This window comes from Vibrio sp. D3, from assembly GCF_043995865.1.
In the GTDB taxonomy this organism is placed as follows: domain Bacteria; phylum Pseudomonadota; class Gammaproteobacteria; order Enterobacterales; family Vibrionaceae; genus Vibrio; species Vibrio diabolicus.
Genome location: NZ_CP171887.1, coordinates 2266900 through 2285284 on the forward strand (window position 1 = coordinate 2266900; position 18385 = coordinate 2285284).

Here is an 18385-nt window from a genome sequence, read left to right on the forward strand (position 1 = left end):
AATAAATTAATGAGGTAATCATGAAAAAAGCACTACTACTTGCGGCTATTTTACTGCCACTGGCATCTGCACACGCTGAAATCTCGGTGAAAGGTGATGGCTTTGAGCTAAGTAACGACTGTGTCCGCCTAAGCGGAGACAATGTTTCTATCAAATCAGATGATTGCTCTTCAAAACAGTGGAAAGATAAAGACCACAAAGGCAACAGCAGCGTTCACGGGGACGACAACCCAGGTAAAGGCCACAATAAAGATAAGAAAGACAAGAAGAAGTAACTATTTCTTATTTATGAAAAAGGCTTGCCACTGGCAAGCCTTTTTCTTTATCGAAGCAACGTTTAATAGAATGTGGTTCCTTCTCCAGCTCGAGTAAGCAAACCATCACACGGTGCGTAACGATCGCCGTACTTCGATGCAAACTCATTCATTTTCTCAACCAGTTCTTTAATGCCAAACTGATCCATATAACGGAATGGACCGCCCAAGAATGGAGGGAAACCAATGCCAAATATTGCACCAATATCACCATCACGTGGCGAGCGAATGATGCCGTCATCCAAACAACGTACCGCTTCATTCAGCATTGGTAGTACACAGCGCAACGCAATATCGTTATCACTCAACTTAGATTCAGGATCGAGCTTAAGCAGCTTGTAGATGGATTTATCGACATCTTTCTTCTTACCTTTGTAAGTGTAGAAACCTTTCCCGCTCTTACGTCCTTTGCGACCGTCATTCAATAAGATATCGAACACGTCAGGTCCTTTGAATCGCTCGCCTAACTCGTTGACCAGAATCGGCATGATCTTCGCGCCAATGTCGACACCGACTTCATCCAGTAAGGTAATCGGGCCGACAGGGAAACCAAAATCAAGCAACGCCGTATCAATCTTTTCGATTGGTTCGTTAGCCAGCAGAATATGCGCCGCTTCGTTCATGTATGGCGCAAGAATGCGGTTCACGTAAAAGCCCGCTTTGTCTTTCACTACGATCGGGGTTTTACCTTGCTTTTTAGCAAGTGCAACGACTGTTGAAATGGTTTCATCTGACGTCGTTTCATGCGGAATCACTTCCACCAACGGCATTTTTTCTACCGGGCTGAAGTAATGCAAACCAACTACGTTTTCTGGACGCTCCGCTTTTTCTGCAATTTTGTGGATTGGTAACGAAGAAGTATTAGTCGCAAAGATGGTTTCCGGCTTAGCATTAGCTTCAATATCCGCCACCATTTTTTGCTTAAGATCTAAGTCTTCAAAAACGGCTTCAATTACGACATCAATATGATTAAAGCTGGTAAAGTCGACACCGCCAGACAATTGCAACATTTTCGCTTGCAGATCGGCTTTTGATAGAATGCGACGTTTACGCTGTTTCTCGAATAACTTGTAGTTGTAGTTGAGTGCGTTTAGAACGCCATCGTTGCTGACGTCTTTGATGCGGACAGGCACCTTCGCTTTTGCAACAGACACATGGCTGATTCCTGCGCCCATCAAGCCACCGCCAAGCACGCCAACTTTATGAACTGGCGCGGGTTTCGCATCCGTACCATTTTCTTTCTTCATTTCCGTTGTCGCAAAGAAGATAGAACGGAGCGCTTTTGATTCAGAGCTCATCACAAGCTCACCGAAGCGTTTCGCTTCAAGCTCTTGTCCTTGGGCGAAACCTTTCTCTAAACCATGCTGAATAACGTCTAAAATCGCGACCGTTGCAGGATAGTTACCACGGGTTTTCTGATTGGTTTTCTTCGCTGCCTGTTCAAACACAAACTTGCGCCCTAACCCGCTACCCGACATCACTTTTTCTTTCGTCGATAGCTTTTTCGTACCCTTGTTTTTACCTTTGTCGATAAACTGTTTTGCTACGTCGAGCAAAATGGTGTCAGGGACACAGGCGTCCACAACGCCCAGCTTTTTAGCTTTCTTTGCGCGAAGCTGTTTACCCGTCAGGATCAAGTCCAGTGAAGGTAACAGGCCAATCAAACGCGGCAGACGCTGCGTACCGCCGGAACCTGGCAGCAATCCAAGCTGTACTTCTGGTAGGCCTAAACGCGTTTTATCTGAATCCGTACAAACACGATAATCACATGCAAGAGCAAGCTCTAAACCACCGCCCAAACATGGACCGTGAATAGCGGCAACCACAGGATATGGTAAGTCCGATAGCTGCTGGAATAGCTCTTGACCTTGCCTCGCTAATGCTTCTGCTTCACTTGCGGTCGTGCACGCTTCTAGCATACGAACATCGGCCCCCGCGACAAAGTTGTCCGGTTTTAGGGAATGAATGATCATCCCTTTGATGCCACTGGCGTCTTTTAGCTGAGCAAAGATTTCTTTCATTTCATCAGCAAAAGCCGCCTGTAGCGTATTCATTTTTTCATTAGGTACGTCAATCGCTAACCAAGCAATATTCTGCTCATCAACTTTTAGACTAAATGCTTTTTGCTCGCTCATTACTCAACCTCCAGAATCATTGCTGCACCAAGACCGCCAGCTGCACATGCGGTATTCAATGCAATACCGCCACCACGGCGTTTCAGTTCACGTAGGGTTTGCGTCATCATTCGTGCACCTGTCGCCGCGAATGGGTGACCGTAAGCGATTGAGCCACCAAGCACGTTAAACTTATCCATGTCGATTTCACCGATCGCTTTCGAACGACCTAGATTTTCTTGAGCAAACTTATCTGAAGCAAACATCTTCACATTCGCCAATGCTTGCGCAGCAAACGCTTCGTGCATGTCGATCAACGTCAGATCAGACAATTCCAAGCCTGTATTTTCTAGCACTTTTGCTGTGGCATAAGTCGGTCCCATCAGCATGTCCTTTTCCACACCGATCGCTGAAAATGCGTAGCCACGTATGTAGCCAAGAATCTCCATGCCAAGCTCTTTCGCTTTACCTTCGCGCATCAACATCACTGCCGCACCACCATCAGTCAGTGGCGTACTGTTAGCTGCCGTAACACTGCCATACTGGCGATCAAAGGCAGGTCGAAGTTTCGCGTACCCTTCTACGGTTGAGTCGTGACGGACATTGTTGTCTTCCGAAATCCATTTTTTGTATGGTTCTGGAAAAGCCGTCATCACTTCACCTTGGATCTTACCTTCTTTCCAAGCTTGGGAAGCCAGCGTATGAGAGCGATGTGCAAGCGCATCCTGCTCTGCACGAGAAATACCATGCGTCTTTGCCATTTGCTCCGCAGTTTGTCCCATCGACAAGCCCGTCGAGTATTCGGCTACTGCAGGAGGCACTGGCATAAGGTCTTTAAAGCTCAAGTTTTTGAGGATGCTAAGCTTCTGACCCATTGTTTTTGTCTTACTTAGAGCAAGCAGATTAGCGGCCAGTTTCTTAGATACGCCAATAGGCAGGACGGAAGAAGAGTCTGCACCACCAGCAATACCGATATCGATGGTTCCGGCCATGATGCTTTCTGCGACATTGACCGCCGCTTGAAAACTCGTTGCACACGCACGAGTCACACTGTAAGCATCAGTATGGATGTTCATACCGGTGCCTAACACAATTTCTCGTGCGATGTTTGGCGCTTCAGGCATTTGTACTACTTGTCCAAATACCACTTGTTCGATTAACTTCGGATCAATATCTGTTCGAGCAAGCATTTCGCTTACTACCATTTTCCCTAAATCGACCGCTGGCACTTGGCTAAATTCCGTGCTTTGACGAGCAAAGGGAGTTCGAAGCCCCGCGACAATAGCGACACGCTCACCATTGCGTGTTTTTACTTCCTGCTTGCCCATTGTTTCTCCTTAAATACAAGAGGTCTGACCTGATGCATTGTAATGAATTTGTTAAATTTATCAAACGTGCGTTTAAATAAACGTGAAGCAAGTAGATCAATTACTCTACTTCTTTGATTCTTATGCGATTAATAATGATTAACTATAGAGAGTTAAAACGGTAAGAGGTATACGGAAGGTAAAATCGAAGCAAAAAAAAACCACACATAACTGTGTGGTCGGAATATCTATAAAACAATTAACTTACGCCAATTGAAAATTAATCAGTTTCCTGATTAGGAGAAAGTAAAGTCAGCCTTCAAAAGGAAGTGTCATCTTGCTCAACATGTTAGTCGCAATGACTAACGAGATGACAAGATGTACTATAACCCCTTCACTGCTTGATATTTTGAAATAGATCAATTTTATAGTGATTTTACGAGCTTTAAGCACATCTAAAAGGCTCAGCGATGCAAACCTATTCAAAAATTCACCGCTAACAGTCTCTTTTTATGTCCCATCGAATGAACTTATCCAAACCATTGATTACTAATGATGATATTGTTAACAATCTTTACCAATTCATGTTCGATGATATTTGGCATTTGCGTATACACTTTTAAGTAACCACATAGCTTATTGTGTCAGAGGTTATCTACGACACACGCTCAACCGAAACCGCGAGGCTATTGAAAAGTAAAGTCATGCTCAGAACAAATAAGAAACTCACAGAGCGAGGATGGAGGCTCCTGTGGCCATATTAAAAATGTTTGGAAAGAAAAATTCCAACAGTCCGGTCAACTCTGATATGGACAAGCAAAGAAAATACGAAGCGCTCGTCCGAGGGTACCATCGTGACTTATATCGCTACGCATACTGGTTGTGCAAAGATAAAGCGATAGCGGAAGATCTAGTTCAGGAAACCTGTCTTAGAGCCTGGAAGTCACTCGATAGTCTCCAGGATGAAAAAGCAGCCAAGTCTTGGCTCATCACCATATTGAGACGAGAAAATGCGCGCCGCTTCGAACGTAAACAATTTGATTTAGTTGATATCGATGATTACGGCAATGATGCTAAAGTCAGCGATGACCCACATCATCAGCAAGAATGGCTGCAAGCACAGATCATGAAACTCGACGTTGAATACCGCGAACCTTTATTTCTCCAAGTTGTCGGTGGTTTCAGCGGAGAAGAGATTGGCGACATTCTTGATTTAAATAAAAATACAGTGATGACTCGATTATTTCGCGCTCGTAATCAACTCAAAGAGATGTTGGATTCTCAAGATACTAAGAGAGGACAAAAGAATGGATGATTTAGAATTTCGTCGTCGTATTTTGTCGGATCCAAAACAAAAGGATGAAGAGATTCTGCAAGCTTTAGCTGGTAGCGACGCCAACAATAAGTTTGTTGATGACGTTTTGGATCTCGACGTAAAAATTAAACAAGCCATGAATGTGGATGTACCTGAAGATCTCGCTGATAAGATTTTATTTAGTCAGACGTCGAGTGCACTTGATGAAGAGAAGGTCGTCAGACCAAACTTTGTGCGCAAAGCAATGGCACTTGCCGCTTCTATTGCGTTCACCGCAGGATTATTAGTTGGTCAAGTAAACTGGGGAAATGTTTTGGTATCTCCAGCACAAGCCAGTTTAGCTGATACCGCGATGAAACACGTTACTCATGAAGAACCTTTTGTTCGTCATCTTGATGAGGATGTACCGAGCTCGCAAATTAATGCGAAAATGTCGCCATTTCATTACCAGTTTAGTGAAAACTTTCCATATCACGTTTACTACCTAAACCACTGCGGTTTTGGCGAATCCAATGCGGTGCATATGGTATTCCAAGGTCCAAAAGGTAAAGTAACGTTATTTATTACTGGTATTCCTAGCGAACAAAGTACCGACTTTAATAAGGATGGCATGACCGGAATCGTTCAGCCCGTCGGGAGTTCAAGCCTGATTTTAGTCGGAGAAGAAGGTGAAAATATTGATGCTATCGCTACGACTCTTGCATCAATGATTAAACCGATGTAATAACTTCGACGATTTCCAGCCTTCAAAAGGTTAAATGCCGCTAAATGATCTTATTTAGCGGCATTTTTGTATAAATAGAACACAAAACATTCACCATCGCTATAGCATTTAGAGCTTAAACTCTAAATTATGCATTTTAAGTGCAATTTCCCGTCTTTTAGACATCATTTCTGCAATTTTTATTCAATTTTATCCAATGGTCGGATTTGTCCAAGCAACTATTGATACTACTATCTGCGCCACTGAGCAAAAGCTCAATTTATCGTCCAAAGAGACGAATCTAATAAGGAAAAACAAATGACTCAGAACACGTGTCTGTTTAAAAAGACTCTCCTAGCAGTAACGGTAGCTTTTGCCTCAGGTCAATCGATGGCAGCGGGTTTCCAAATCAACGCTCAATCAGCAACTGGCATCGGCCGTGCATTTGCTGGTGATGCAGTAATCGCAGATAACGCCGCAGTAATGGCTCGTAACCCAGCAGCAATGGCTCTATTTGATAAAATGGAGCTTTCGCTAGGTTTCGAAAGCATTACTTCAATGATTGAAGTGAAAGATGCGAAATATAACGTTAATACTCCTTTGGGTTCCAGTACTGTAAATGTTGCTGACACTGATGATGTGGGTGATACGTCAATAGCTCCAAACATTCACCTAATCGTTCCAGTAAATGACAAGTTTGCATGGGGCGTAAACGCATACTCTAATTTCGGCACTAAAACTGAATTTTCAGATAACTACACCGCAACCGAGTACGGTGGTCTTACGGATGTAAAAAGCTTCAACTTTGGCTTTGCGGGTTCTTACCGTTTAAACGAACAATGGAGCTTTGGTGCTGGTTTAGATTTAATCTACGGCCAAGGCACAATGAAGCGTACAACTAGCTCTTCAGTCCCAGGGGTTGGCGGTCAAAAAATTCTGGACGTAGATAAAGCTGATGGTTGGGCTGTTGGTTTCAACGTTGGTACTGTGTACGAACTAGATGAAAACAACCGTTTTGGTCTAGCGTATCGTTACAGCCCTGAATTTACAGCGAAAGACGACAAAGGTCAGGAAATCACGCTACCTCTACCAGATATGGCCGAGTTTTCTGGTTTCCACAAAATCCAAGACACTAAGTTTGCTGTACACTACAGCATCCAATACATCGGTTGGAAAGATTTTGACCAAATTGATTTTGAGAACCTAAATCAGGGTTTACTTAAAGGTGGTTACTCGAAAGACTATCAATGGCAAGATGGCTGGCACTACGCAATTGGTGGTACTTACTACCTAAACAACAACTGGACACTTCGTGCTGGTTACATGTACGACACAAGCGCTCAAGATAAAGTAACGTCTATCTCGGTACCAGACTCAGATCGCCAGTGGTTCTCCACAGGTTTCTCTTACCATATTGATAATAGCTCAAACATCGATTTTGGCTTCACGTACTTGTTAGGTGAAGATGTAAAAGTTAATGAGAATACTCAATTAGCTCCTAGTCTTTCTACCGGTGTAACAGCAACAACTCATGCTGACGCAATTCTATTCGGCTTACAATACAGCCGTAGCTTCTAAGCGCTTCGCTGTTAGTTAGTAGAAAAATACTTTATATAAAAGGCTGGATTTCCAGCCTTTTTTCATATCTACAATTTATTGCTCACTCAATTTGAGTGAACACGTGTATCTAAATCTCACAATTAGGACGCACAGCTGTTCGCTGAATTCCATTTACAAGCCCTTCACAGTTAGATTATTAAACCACCCAAACAACACTTGAAAGCATAATATTCCAAATGACTGCTTGTGCTGGATTTTCATTTCTAAAGTAAAAACTCTACCTTTAAACTTTCGTCCCACGTTATAAACAAATCAGCGAACATTCGAATGAAAACCAACAAGACTCTTCTATCAACAGCAGTGGCATTAAGCCTACTTGGCACAACGGGCATGGCTAACGCAGCAGGTTTCCAACTTGCTGAATATTCTGCAACAGGCCTAGGTCGAGCATATGCTGGTGAAGCAGCAATGGCTGACAACGCAAGTGCACAATGGCGTAACCCAGCAATGCTAACTTATTTGGAAGGCACTCAAGTGTCCGTTGGTGCAATCTATGTGAACCCAAATATTGATATTGAAGGTGATGTAAACTTCCACGGTAGCACTTCTTCTGCATCTTCAGATGATTTCGCCCATGATGCAATCATTCCAAACTTCTACCTATCACACCAATACAATGAGAAATTCGCGATTGGTTTGGCATTTGGCACCAACTACGGCATGGAAACCGATTTAGGTAAAGGCTTTGGTGCATCGCACTTCGGTAACGAAGCAAGCGTAACGACAATGGAAGCGAACTTAAACGCAGCTTACAAAGTCAATGAATCAATCAGCGTTGGTGGTGGTATCCGTTACATCATCGGCGAAGGCAGCTTTGGCGCAGCAGCTCCTAAGAATAACGTTGTAGGAAAGCACCCTGTCACTGGCGATCCTATCAGTGTTCCTCAAGGTACCGCTCTAAAATACATGGAAGGTGACGATACCGCTTGGGGCTGGCAAGTTGGTACTGCATGGCAGATCAATGAAAATAACCGTATCGGCTTCGCGTACAAATCTGAAGTTGAACTGAAGCTTGAAGGCCATGCTGAAGGTCTAGGTTTTGGCTTCGGTACTAAGCTTTCACAACTACGTGACAACGGCTACATGTACCTAAACCTGCCTGCAACGGCTGAGTTGGCAAGCTTCCACCAAGTAACAGACCAACTTGCGTTACACGCAAGCTTTAACTGGACGGATTGGAGCTCTTTCGAGAAATTGGAAGCACGTTTAGATACTGCTGGCACACATATGGTTAAAGTAGAAAACTGGGAAGATAACTACCGCTTTGCTGTTGGTGCTACTTACCAGCTTGATCCTAAGATAGCGCTACGTGCTGGTATTGCGTACGATACTTCAGCGGTAAGCGACAAAAACCGTACGATCACTATTCCAGAAACTGACCGTACTTGGCTAAGTATTGGTGCAACGTACGATTGGACAAAAGACTTCAGCCTAGACGCTGGCTTCACCTATATTTTCGCGAAAGACGCACCAATCGTTGAGTCTCGTGGTTACAAGTCAGACGACGCTGCAGAACAAGTCGGCGGCCAATTCGTAGGAGAAACTACGGGTAATGTTTGGCTAATCGGTGTTCAAGCAAACTACCGTTTCTAACCAAACAGCAAAAATACAAAAAAGGCTTAGCATCAGCTAAGCCTTTTTTATTTGTATATTGTAAAGAACAGCGCTTAAAAGTCTTCTAGGTATTCGTCTAAATACTGTTCTTCTTCGATGTTAACTTCTTCCACCGTTTCAACTTCTGCTTTAAAGTTTTGACGCTGAATATAAACATCGCGAGTAAGAATATATGGATCCGGCGACGAGTCTAACTGTGCTTCTTGCGGTACTAATAAAGCACGCTTCTCCATGCCTTCAAACGCCCACTTACCCAAACTCGCCCAGAAGTTGAGGTAAGAGAGGGGTAAATACGTACTATCTACGGTATCCGTCACTTCACGTAAGGTATACGGGCCATAACCTGGAATCATGAAGTAAGGGCCATTTCCAACACCATAGTGGCCTACTGCATCACTGAACGCTTTCTCGTCGTATTTCGTAATACCCGCGGCACTTGCAATATCGAATAAACCGAAAATACCAAACGTCGAGTTAATCCAAAAACGGTTAAAGTGGTCCACGGCTTTCGTGCCGTTACCCATGACTAAGTTATTAACCATGCTGGCTGGCTCATCTAAGTTCGACAAGAAGTTAGCGATACCGGAACGAATAGGAACTGGCGTGTATTCCACATACGCAAGTGATACAGGACGAACCAAATACGGATCTAAATATTCGTAGTTGATTTCCCACATGGTTCGGTTAAAGCCTTCCAACGGGTCATACACATCAGAAGTCGTTTGATTTGTTTCTTGTCCTGTTACTGCTTCATCAGGCGCACTTGAACAGCCAACCAGTCCAACTGCAAGCAGTAACAAGAAGGTAGATTTACCCTTGTTATACATTTTATTTTCCATAACGACTATTAATGTACCTAAGTCACCCAATGAACTGTTGTACGTATGTTGAGCAGTATACGTAGTAAAGATGACTCAGATATGGGAATAAATAAAGGCCAGCAGTCGCTGGCCTTCGGTATTCTACTCGATCGTTTAAAGTCATACCACTAAAGGCAACAGACTCTACCCCGTTGTCATATTTCAGAGACAGACGCTAACGATTAATATTGCTGGTCAATGGTCACTTCAACCGGCGTGCCAAATTCAACGACGTCACTCTCTCCGTGCCAATCTTGGTCACGCGTTGCTACGTTACCGTCAGAGTCTACACGCACACGCACAATGAGCTTGTCGAGTGAAGATAGTTTTTGCCCCTGCATCATGGCATTACCATCATCTAATACGACTGTACGAGGGAAAGTACCCAGCGGATAGCGAGCTGCCGCAACAGGCATTGGTGAGCCATCTGCACGATGTACCGATACAATCAGAACTGCGTTTGGATCCAACTGAGCATTTGGTGCCACATTAATTGTCACAGCTACACTCTTATCCGGTGAAACCGCTTCGCCCATTTGCTTACGAGCACTCTCAATACTGCGTGACAACATCTCGTAGCGGCTATCTTCTGGACCAATCATTTGCTGCATGATTCCCCAGTACTTGATCGCTGCCGGAAAGTCTTGACGCTCAAACGCATCGAACGCTAACAAAGAAAACACACGCAGATCGACATAGTCTTGCTGCATCAGCTTGCCAAGTAATGAGCGAGCCGTCGCTTGATCCATTTCCTCTTGAGACAGCATCAGAGCTTGTGCATAACCCAACATCACATCAGGATCTTTGGGCTCTAGGCGATATGACTTTTCCATCGCATCGATAGCAGTCGTGACATCACGATTTGCTAACGCAATACGACCTAGCAGTAACCAACCTGTCGAGTCTTCCGGCTGGTAATGTAAGCGAGTTCGGAGGGCAAGGGTCAAATCCGCCATTTCGTCGTCGCTCAACGGCTCAGAAGAAGCCGACATCAGCTTTTTCGATAACTCAGGTAGATTTGCAGACACTTCTTGCCATTGAACAATATCGTCTGACGCGCCAAATTTGTAATACAAGCCATAGCTCAACGCCACCGTCAGAATTACCGATGGAACTAAAACCGCGATTGGTGAAACCTTGGTTTCTTTTTGCGCTTTATCACCAGGAATATCGTCAAGGAGAGACTGCTTTAGATCAGAAATCAGTTCGTCTTCGCTTTCAACCAGCCCTTCGTCGGTTTCTTCTGCAAGCTCAGATAGTCGGTCTTTATAAAATGCCTTGTTGAGCTCATCGCGTAACACATCATCATTGTTCGCTTTTTGTTTAAGCAGCGGCAAAGCCACCAGCGCACAAGCAATAAGCGTAAGAGCAACGGTGGAAATCCAAAATAGTGTCATTACTTCTTATCTCCGTTGTTCTCTTCTTCAAGCAATGCTTTTAAACGAGCTTCTTTTTGCTCATCCCATTGCTCGTCACTGCTCGCTTTTACCTTAACTTTAGATTTACGGCTGCGCAGCACAATCAAACCAAAACCACCCAGCACTACAGCGAGTGGCCCTAGCCACAAAATCGCAGTCGCGACCGTAAATGGTGGGTTGTAAGTCACGAAGTTACCGTAACGGGCGATCATGTAATCAACAATCTCATCTTTGGACTTACCTTCTTTGGTCATTTCATACACCTTATGGCGTAAGTCTTGAGCAAGTTCAGCGTTAGAATCCGAGATCGTGTTGTTCTGACATTTAGGGCAACGGAGCGTATGGCTTAGCTCTTTGAACTGCTGTTCTTGTTCCAAGTTATCGAACTCGTATACTTCAATGGCAGCGTGAGCAGCAAGAGATAATGTCATGGCAGCAAAAACTGCAAGGATCAGCTTTCTCATTGCTTCGCCTCCTCAACCAATTTGTTGTAAAGCGGCTCCAGTGTTTCTGACCAATTACGTGGGTTTACATCCCCCACATGGCGATAACGAATCACACCATTTGCATCAATAATGAATGTTTCTGGTGCTCCATAAACGCCAAGGTCAAGACCAAGCATACCGCTACCATCAAATAGGCTAATTAAGTAAGGGTTGCCGAGATCATTCAACCAGCCTACCGCTTTGTTACGATCATCTTTGTAATTCATACCGATAATCTTAACGCCCTTACCCGCCAATTCGTTTAGGTATTTATGCTCTGCATAACACGTTGGACACCACGTAGCCCAAACGTTCAAGAGCAACGGCTCACCTTTAAAAATTGACTGGTCGTATTGTTTTCCAGGTTCAGCTAAGTCTTCTAAGTGAAACTCAGGAACTGGCTTACCAACCAAAACCGACTCCAATTTCGTTGGATCATCGCCCTCTTGGTTGCGCATTAACTGGGTTGCGAAAATGCCCGCCAAAATCATGAAAGCGACGAGCGGAATAAATAAGATTTTCTTATTCATGTTATGCCTCCTGCTCTTTTGACTTCGCGTTTTTCTTTGAAGATTTACGGAAGCGATAACGCTTATCTGAAATCGCTAGTGCACCGCCTAACGCCATAATCAAAGAGCCAGCCCAAATCCAACGAACGAACGGTTTATAGTAAATACGAACAGCCCAAGATCGGTTGTCGTCTAAACGTTCACCCATTGCAATGTATAAGTCACGACTAATTCCACGGTCAATGGCAGCTTCGGTCATCATAGACTTAGCCGTACGGTAGAAGCGCTTCTCAGCGTGAAGCGTATTCACGTATTTGCCATCATGTGTGATCTCAAAATCCGCGATGTAGCCATCGTAGTTTGGACCATCTTTATCACGCAGGCCTGAGAAGTAGAAATCATAACCTTGAATTTGGAAGTGTTCGCCAGGTGCTAAACGCACATCACGCTCGATGCTGTAGTTCTGTACCATCGCAATACCGATAACAGATACCGCCAGACCAACATGACCCAACATCATTGCCCAGTGGCTACGTTGCAGCTTGCGAACGCCTTCACTAAAGCTATGACGGTGCGTTGCACGCTCATATAGTTCAAAGCCATGCATTGCAATAATCCAAATCGCCATTACCCAGCCAATGTAAGCCATGGTTGAGAAGAAGTCGGCAAACAGGAACACGCATACCGCAGCCAAGGCGAAAGCAAGCACACCTGAAATGAGCATTGGTTTCACAAGTTTAGATAAATTGTCTCGCTTCCAACGGATAAGTGGACCAATACCAAGTAGGAAAGCAAATGGCATCATCAACCACGCAAACAGCATATCGAAGAATGGCGCACCGATAGAAACCGACCCCAAACCAAGCTGCTTATGTACGAGCGGCAACAGTGTCCCCACTAACACCACAACAAGTGCTGCGATAAGTAATACGTTATTGGCTAAGAGCGCGTTTTCACGAGAGACTAAGTCGAAGTTACCACGTACACGTACTGCTGCCCCTTTTACGGCAAACAGCAATAAAGAGCCGCCGATAACGAAAACGAGGAAGCCTAGAATAAACATACCGCGCGACGGGTCAGACGCGAACGCGTGCACCGATACTAAAATACCGGAACGGACTAAGAATGTGCCCAACAAACTCAACGAAAATGCAGAGATTGCCAATAGTACCGTCCACGCTTTAAATGTGCCGCGTTTTTCTGTCACGGCAAGAGAGTGCATTAATGCGGTACCCGCTAACCAAGGCATGAATGATGCGTTTTCTACTGGATCCCAGAACCACCAGCCACCCCAGCCAAGTTCGTAGTAAGCCCACCAAGAGCCTAGTGCGATACCGAGTGTTAAAAATACCCATGCAGCGGTTGTCCAAGGACGAGACCAACGGGCCCAAGCCGTATCAAGGCGTCCGGTCATTAGGGATGCGATCGCAAAGGAGAAGGCAACCGAGAAACCAACGTAGCCCATGTAAAGCATTGGCGGATGAACAATCAAACCAGGGTCTTGAAGCAGAGGGTTCAAATCACGTCCGTCAACCGGGAAGAACGGTAACGTACGTAGGAATGGGTTTGACGTTAGGATGATAAACAGTAGGAAACCCACTGAGATCATGCCCATTACGGCAAGTACACGTGCAACCGACTCTTGCGGCATACCACGACTGAATGTCGCTACAGCGACAGTCCAAGCAGCTTGGATTAACACCCATAGCAACAGTGAACCTTCGTGTGCACCCCATACTGCGGTTAAACGGTAGTACCAAGGAAGCTGACTATTCGAGTTGCTCGCTACATACTGTAACGTGAAGTCGTTGGTATAAAATCCCCAACATAAAATGGCGAAAGAGAACAACAGCATTAGGAACATAGACCAAGATAGCGGTCGCGCTGTGTTCATGAGCATGGTGTTATTATTCGATGCTCCCCACAATGGCAATACGCTCAGCAGCACAGCCATTGCAAGCGAAAGAATGAGAGCAAAGTGACCGATTTCAGCAATCATTGGCCGCTTCCTTGTTTCTGTTCTGTGCTGTATTGAAGCGGTTCATGCGTTTTCTTCATCGCTTCCGCAATTTCTGGTGGCATGTATTCTTCATCGTGCTTCGCTAGGACCTCAAATGCCTCAACTGTCGTGGCATCTTTCAGTACACCTTGAGCCACAATACCCTGCCCTTCACGGAACAAGTCAGGAAGAATACCGTCATAAGTAATCGTCACTTTAGGACCGACATCGTGCAGGTCAAAACTCACTTTCAAAGAATTAGGATCTCGACGAACCGAGCCCACAACCACCATACCACCAATACGCAGACGCTGGCCTACTTCTGGCTTGGTGCCATCTGGCTTACCATTAACCAATTCCGTTGGAGTGTAGAAAAGGTCCATATTTTGGTTAAGCGCATAAAGTATCAAACCAATGGTGGCACTAATACCGATAAAGATCGCTAGTACGATACCTAGCCTCTTTTTACGTCTCGGGTTCATAAGGTGTTCTCCATGTTCTTCGCTGCGTCGATACGAGCTTGACGGTCAATTTTTGCTTTCACTTCTTTCAATAATGCATCACCGCGGCGAAGGCTAGTGATCAGAAGAATCAGCATGGATAAGAAAGTAATACCAAACGCACTCCATACGTATGATGCGTAGCCACCCATGGCAAAAAAGTCGCTCAGAGATTCAAAATGCATAATCAATTACCTCACTGAGTTTGTTCTGTTGCGAGTTTGCGCACCCAAGGGCGGTGACTTTCTTTACTGATGATTTCGTTACGAAAACGTACCATCGTCACTGCACCAAAGAAGAACGCAAAGCCAAAGATGTTTAGCAATAACGGCCAAAGCATGTCGGATGAAATAGAAGGTTGTTCAAATTTCGTGATCGTCGCGCCTTGGTGAAGCGTGTTCCACCATTCTACGGAAAAGTGAATGATAGGTAGGTTCACGACGCCTACGATCGCTAAAATACCCGCCGCTTTTGCGGCTGTTTTCTGATCGTCAAACGCGTGATAAAGCGCAATAACACCAAGGTAGAGAAATAGAAGAATCAATTCTGAAGTAAGACGGGCGTCCCATACCCACCAAGTGCCCCACATTGGCTTACCCCAAACGGCACCAGTAAGTAGAGCAATGAAGGTAAATACCGCACCAATCGGCGCCATCGCAAGCGCCGCCATATCAGATAGACGTACTTGCCATACTAAGCCAATAAATGCCGCAATCGCCATCGACATATAAACGCCCATAGACCAAATAGCTGATGGGACGTGAATATAGATGATTCGGAAACTGTCACCTTGTTGGTAATCTGAAGGCGCAAATGCAAGCCCCCAAACCGTACCAACCGATAAGCATACGAGGGCCAATACAGAAAACCAAGGCAGAAACTTACCACTCAAACGGTAAGCGGTTTCTGGCTTGGCATAAGGATGTAGCCATTTCCACATGTTTTGTTCTCACTCTTACTTCAGGGACACTGTCTAAAGGGCTGAGACCGTAGCAGTGCTTTAATAATAATTCTTTGATCAAGCGCCGCTTCATTGGCACTTTATTGAGTTAGTTAACACTAACTCTCAATGCGGCACTAATGGCAAAAGGCGTTAACGTCATTGCTCCCATTAGCATCGCACCTAAAATTGCTAGTTGACCGTTATACGCCATACCAAGCGCGGCGGCATCAATTGCTGATGTTGCGAAAATCAAAATTGGGATGTAGAGCGGAAGAATAAGCAAACTCAAAAGAACGCCACCCTTTTGCAACCCAACCGTCAAAGCCACGCCAATAGCTCCAATAAAACTTAGTGTCGGTGTACCGATCATCAAGGTTAGTACAACAGATAACCAAGTATTGAAATCAAGCGAAAGTAAAACCGCCAATAATGGGCTAATTAGGATCAGAGGTAACCCTGTTAACAACCAATGTGCTATGACCTTTGAAACCACTACAAGTTGCAATGGAATCGGCATTAGCATCATTTGTTCCAATGCACCGTCTTGAAAATCATCACGAAATAGACGCTCTAATGATAATAAGGCGGATAGCAATGCGGCAACCCAAACAATGCCCGCTGCAATACGTGCTAACAAATTTGGTTCAGGCCCGATACTAAGAGGAAACAGAGTAATAACAATAATAAAGAACCAAAGCGGGTTCAGAATGTCTGCCTGACGGCGAAATGCTATCAATAGCTCGCGGCGAATGATGGTGGTCATAGATGGAATCATATCAATCACCCAACTTTATTTTTCTAAGTTTCGGGCTGTCCGAAAACATATCTTGATGCGTAGTCAACACGACAATACCGCCATTATCAGCGTGACTTGCGAACAAAGATTCAAGCACTTTGACGCCTTGCTTATCGATGGCGGTCAACGGTTCATCTAAAATCCATAAAATTTGCTTACTGAGCCATAACCTTGCTAGTGCCACTCGTCGTTGCTGACCTGCGGAAAGCTGTGCTACAGGCACATCTTCTCGACCAGCTAAACCAACTTGAGTTAAAGCAGTGAAGATTTCTTCGTCAGAAGAGCGGTTATTTTGAATAGATTGGTAAAAACGTAAGTTTTCTAGTGCGGTAAGCTCTCGTTTCACTCCAGTTTGATGCCCTAAGAACAGCAGATCTTGATGGAAAACATCACGAGATTTTTCAACCTCTTCTCCTTTCCACTTAATGACGCCTTCTTCTCTATCACCTAAACCTGTCACAATACGTAGTAACGTAGTTTTGCCAGTACCATTGCGTCCTTCTATCTGGACCAATTCACCAGGCTTAATTTCAAACTGCAGGTTTTCAAACAGGACCCTCTCATCACGGATCGCTGTCAGGTTAGATACTTCTAACATAGAGCTTCAACTAAAAAATGAACGAAGCGCTATATTAGCACAGCTTAGTTATGACAAAACAGGATAAGAGGGCTGGGATGTATGTAAGTTCATGTATTTTTGTTAATTAATCGTCACACTTTAATAAAATTAACTATAAGTAGTTATAAGCTCTCATTTTAACTTGGGGAGCGAGTGCTAAGAGTGAAAAGAGCTTAAGGTAATCTAGGGCTGTATTGCAAAAAGATAATTAGTAACCGAACACAAAAAAAGAGGCTTATCGCCTCTTTTTATCGCTTTAAAACCTTTAGCGTCGACGACGTCCACGCGTCGGGTATTCTGCATCATCTGATGGCTGACCGCTTAGTGGTGGAATTTTCTCTTTTCCCGCCAGTTTTTTCTGTAGTGAAAGCATCAATTCCGCTTCAGCTTTTGGCAGTTCACACTCTTCAATGAGCTCATTGATATCTGCACCAAGCTGTACCATTTTAGAAGCTCGACTGTACAAGCGACCATCAGTATCAGCGTGCTCGAGTTCACGAATTCTCTCGTTTAGGTGCTGAATAATGTCTTGTTGTTCCGTTACTTTTTGTCCAAGACCAACGACAACCGAACGCACTTCGAGTAACTGCTTACTCAACTTTTGTACTTCTTTATCTACATGTCGAGACTGTGCTCGTTGCTGGTCTACTTGCTTTTGCAACCCCGAACGAATGCGCAGTTGCAAAACAACCAACACCAACACGATAAAAGCGACGCCACCCGCAAGGAATGGAACAGATAAAAGAGTCTCTTCAGCCATCATTATTCAGCCCATTATAGGTGAGCCATCTCGTCCCATTCGTCATCCGTTAGGAGCTTGTTCAAATCCACAAGGATAAGAAGCTTGCCGTCACGGTTGCTCACACCTTGGATGAACTTCGCGCTTTCATCAGTACCAACAGAAGGCGTCGTGTCAATTTCAGAAGAACGTAGGTAAACCACTTCTGCCACACTATCTACCAAAATACCAATCACTTGACGCTCTGACTCGATCACAATAATACGAGTATTATCTGTAACTTCGCCTTCCATCAGGCCGAAACGCGAACGCGTGTCGATAACAGTAACCACGTTACCACGCAGGTTGATGATACCCAGAACATAATCTGGCGCACCTGGAACGGGTGCAATTTCAGTATAACGAAGTACTTCACGAACTTGCATTACGTTGATGCCGTACGTTTCTTCTTCTAGCTGGAACGTCACCCACTGAAGAACTTCGTCATTCGATGCATCTTTCTTCACTTCTACTTCAAAAGCTTGAGACAT

19 protein-coding genes are annotated in these 18385 nt (G+C 44.6%); 5 read left to right on the forward strand and 14 right to left on the reverse strand.

Annotated elements, in window-relative coordinates; genetic code table 11:
- Positions 1-20: 20 nt before the first annotated feature.
- Positions 21-275, forward strand: a complete 255-nt coding sequence (locus ACHFJ9_RS18430) for a CG2 omega domain protein (RefSeq protein ID WP_264910810.1) — start codon at positions 21-23, stop codon at positions 273-275.
- A 62-nt stretch (positions 276-337) separates the two neighbouring features.
- Here the strand turns inward: ACHFJ9_RS18430 and fadJ are convergent, their stop codons facing one another.
- Positions 338-2449 carry a fatty acid oxidation complex subunit alpha FadJ gene (gene fadJ / locus ACHFJ9_RS18435; RefSeq protein WP_104969676.1) on the reverse strand — a complete coding sequence of 704 codons (2112 nt, stop codon included), beginning with the start codon at positions 2447-2449 and terminating at the stop codon, positions 338-340.
- Complete coding sequence (gene fadI / locus ACHFJ9_RS18440; RefSeq protein WP_005394284.1) at positions 2449-3756, reverse strand: acetyl-CoA C-acyltransferase FadI; 1308 nt, start codon at positions 3754-3756, stop codon at positions 2449-2451. Before fadI ends, fadJ begins: the two co-directional genes overlap by 1 nt.
- Before the next feature lie 718 nt (positions 3757-4474).
- Between fadI and ACHFJ9_RS18445 the strand changes: the two genes are divergently transcribed.
- The 4 genes from ACHFJ9_RS18445 (at position 4475) to ACHFJ9_RS18460 (ending at position 8966) form a co-directional block, all read left to right on the forward strand.
- Positions 4475-5050, forward strand: a complete 576-nt coding sequence (locus ACHFJ9_RS18445) for a sigma-70 family RNA polymerase sigma factor (protein ID WP_029836529.1) — start codon at positions 4475-4477, stop codon at positions 5048-5050.
- The gene (locus ACHFJ9_RS18450; RefSeq protein ID WP_258431084.1) at positions 5043-5774 is read left to right on the forward strand and encodes a DUF3379 domain-containing protein; all 732 of its coding nucleotides are present in this window, start codon (positions 5043-5045) and stop codon (positions 5772-5774) included. The genes ACHFJ9_RS18445 and ACHFJ9_RS18450 overlap by 8 nt, the downstream gene beginning before the upstream one ends.
- Positions 5775-6071: 297 nt before the next feature.
- Positions 6072-7331: an outer membrane protein transport protein gene (locus tag ACHFJ9_RS18455; protein ID WP_395355849.1), complete on the forward strand. Its 1260-nt coding sequence runs from the start codon at positions 6072-6074 to the stop codon at positions 7329-7331.
- A 309-nt stretch (positions 7332-7640) separates the two neighbouring features.
- Positions 7641-8966: an outer membrane protein transport protein gene (locus ACHFJ9_RS18460; RefSeq protein WP_395355851.1), complete on the forward strand. Its 1326-nt coding sequence runs from the start codon at positions 7641-7643 to the stop codon at positions 8964-8966.
- Between the two features lie 74 nt (positions 8967-9040).
- Here ACHFJ9_RS18460 and ACHFJ9_RS18465 read toward each other — a convergent pair whose 3' ends face one another.
- From ACHFJ9_RS18465 to ACHFJ9_RS18520, 12 genes are all read right to left on the reverse strand, one after another.
- Positions 9041-9814 carry a VacJ family lipoprotein gene (locus ACHFJ9_RS18465; RefSeq protein ID WP_395355853.1) on the reverse strand — a complete coding sequence of 258 codons (774 nt, stop codon included), beginning with the start codon at positions 9812-9814 and terminating at the stop codon, positions 9041-9043.
- A gap of 215 nt (positions 9815-10029) precedes the next feature.
- Positions 10030-11244, reverse strand: coding sequence for a c-type cytochrome biogenesis protein CcmI (ccmI, locus tag ACHFJ9_RS18470; RefSeq protein WP_053808772.1), 1215 nt, complete (start codon positions 11242-11244; stop codon positions 10030-10032).
- Positions 11244-11729, reverse strand: coding sequence for a cytochrome c-type biogenesis protein (locus ACHFJ9_RS18475; protein ID WP_109169794.1), 486 nt, complete (start codon positions 11727-11729; stop codon positions 11244-11246). The genes ccmI and ACHFJ9_RS18475 overlap by 1 nt, the downstream gene beginning before the upstream one ends.
- On the reverse strand, positions 11726-12280 hold the full coding sequence (locus ACHFJ9_RS18480) for a DsbE family thiol:disulfide interchange protein (protein WP_012841537.1): 555 nt from the start codon (positions 12278-12280) through the stop codon (positions 11726-11728). The genes ACHFJ9_RS18475 and ACHFJ9_RS18480 overlap by 4 nt, the downstream gene beginning before the upstream one ends.
- Before the next feature lies 1 nt (position 12281).
- Positions 12282-14258, reverse strand: a complete 1977-nt coding sequence (locus ACHFJ9_RS18485) for a heme lyase CcmF/NrfE family subunit (RefSeq protein WP_139060712.1) — start codon at positions 14256-14258, stop codon at positions 12282-12284.
- A complete protein-coding gene (gene ccmE / locus ACHFJ9_RS18490) occupies positions 14255-14740 on the reverse strand; it encodes a cytochrome c maturation protein CcmE (protein ID WP_005380516.1) in 486 nt (161 codons plus the stop codon). The genes ACHFJ9_RS18485 and ccmE overlap by 4 nt, the downstream gene beginning before the upstream one ends.
- Positions 14737-14943: a heme exporter protein CcmD gene (ccmD, locus tag ACHFJ9_RS18495; protein WP_005380515.1), complete on the reverse strand. Its 207-nt coding sequence runs from the start codon at positions 14941-14943 to the stop codon at positions 14737-14739. Before ccmD ends, ccmE begins: the two co-directional genes overlap by 4 nt.
- Before the next feature lie 11 nt (positions 14944-14954).
- Positions 14955-15698, reverse strand: a complete 744-nt coding sequence (locus ACHFJ9_RS18500; protein WP_005394301.1) for a heme ABC transporter permease — start codon at positions 15696-15698, stop codon at positions 14955-14957.
- A 109-nt stretch (positions 15699-15807) separates the two neighbouring features.
- A complete protein-coding gene (ccmB, locus tag ACHFJ9_RS18505) occupies positions 15808-16476 on the reverse strand; it encodes a heme exporter protein CcmB (protein WP_006741714.1) in 669 nt (222 codons plus the stop codon).
- Position 16477: 1 nt separating this feature from the next.
- Complete coding sequence (ccmA, locus tag ACHFJ9_RS18510) at positions 16478-17095, reverse strand: cytochrome c biogenesis heme-transporting ATPase CcmA (protein ID WP_258651985.1); 618 nt, start codon at positions 17093-17095, stop codon at positions 16478-16480.
- 286 nt (positions 17096-17381) lie between these two features.
- Positions 17382-17876, reverse strand: a complete 495-nt coding sequence (locus ACHFJ9_RS18515; RefSeq protein WP_046875563.1) for a DUF2802 domain-containing protein — start codon at positions 17874-17876, stop codon at positions 17382-17384.
- Between the two features lie 14 nt (positions 17877-17890).
- Positions 17891-18385, reverse strand: a complete 495-nt coding sequence (locus ACHFJ9_RS18520) for a chemotaxis protein CheW (RefSeq protein WP_005380507.1) — start codon at positions 18383-18385, stop codon at positions 17891-17893.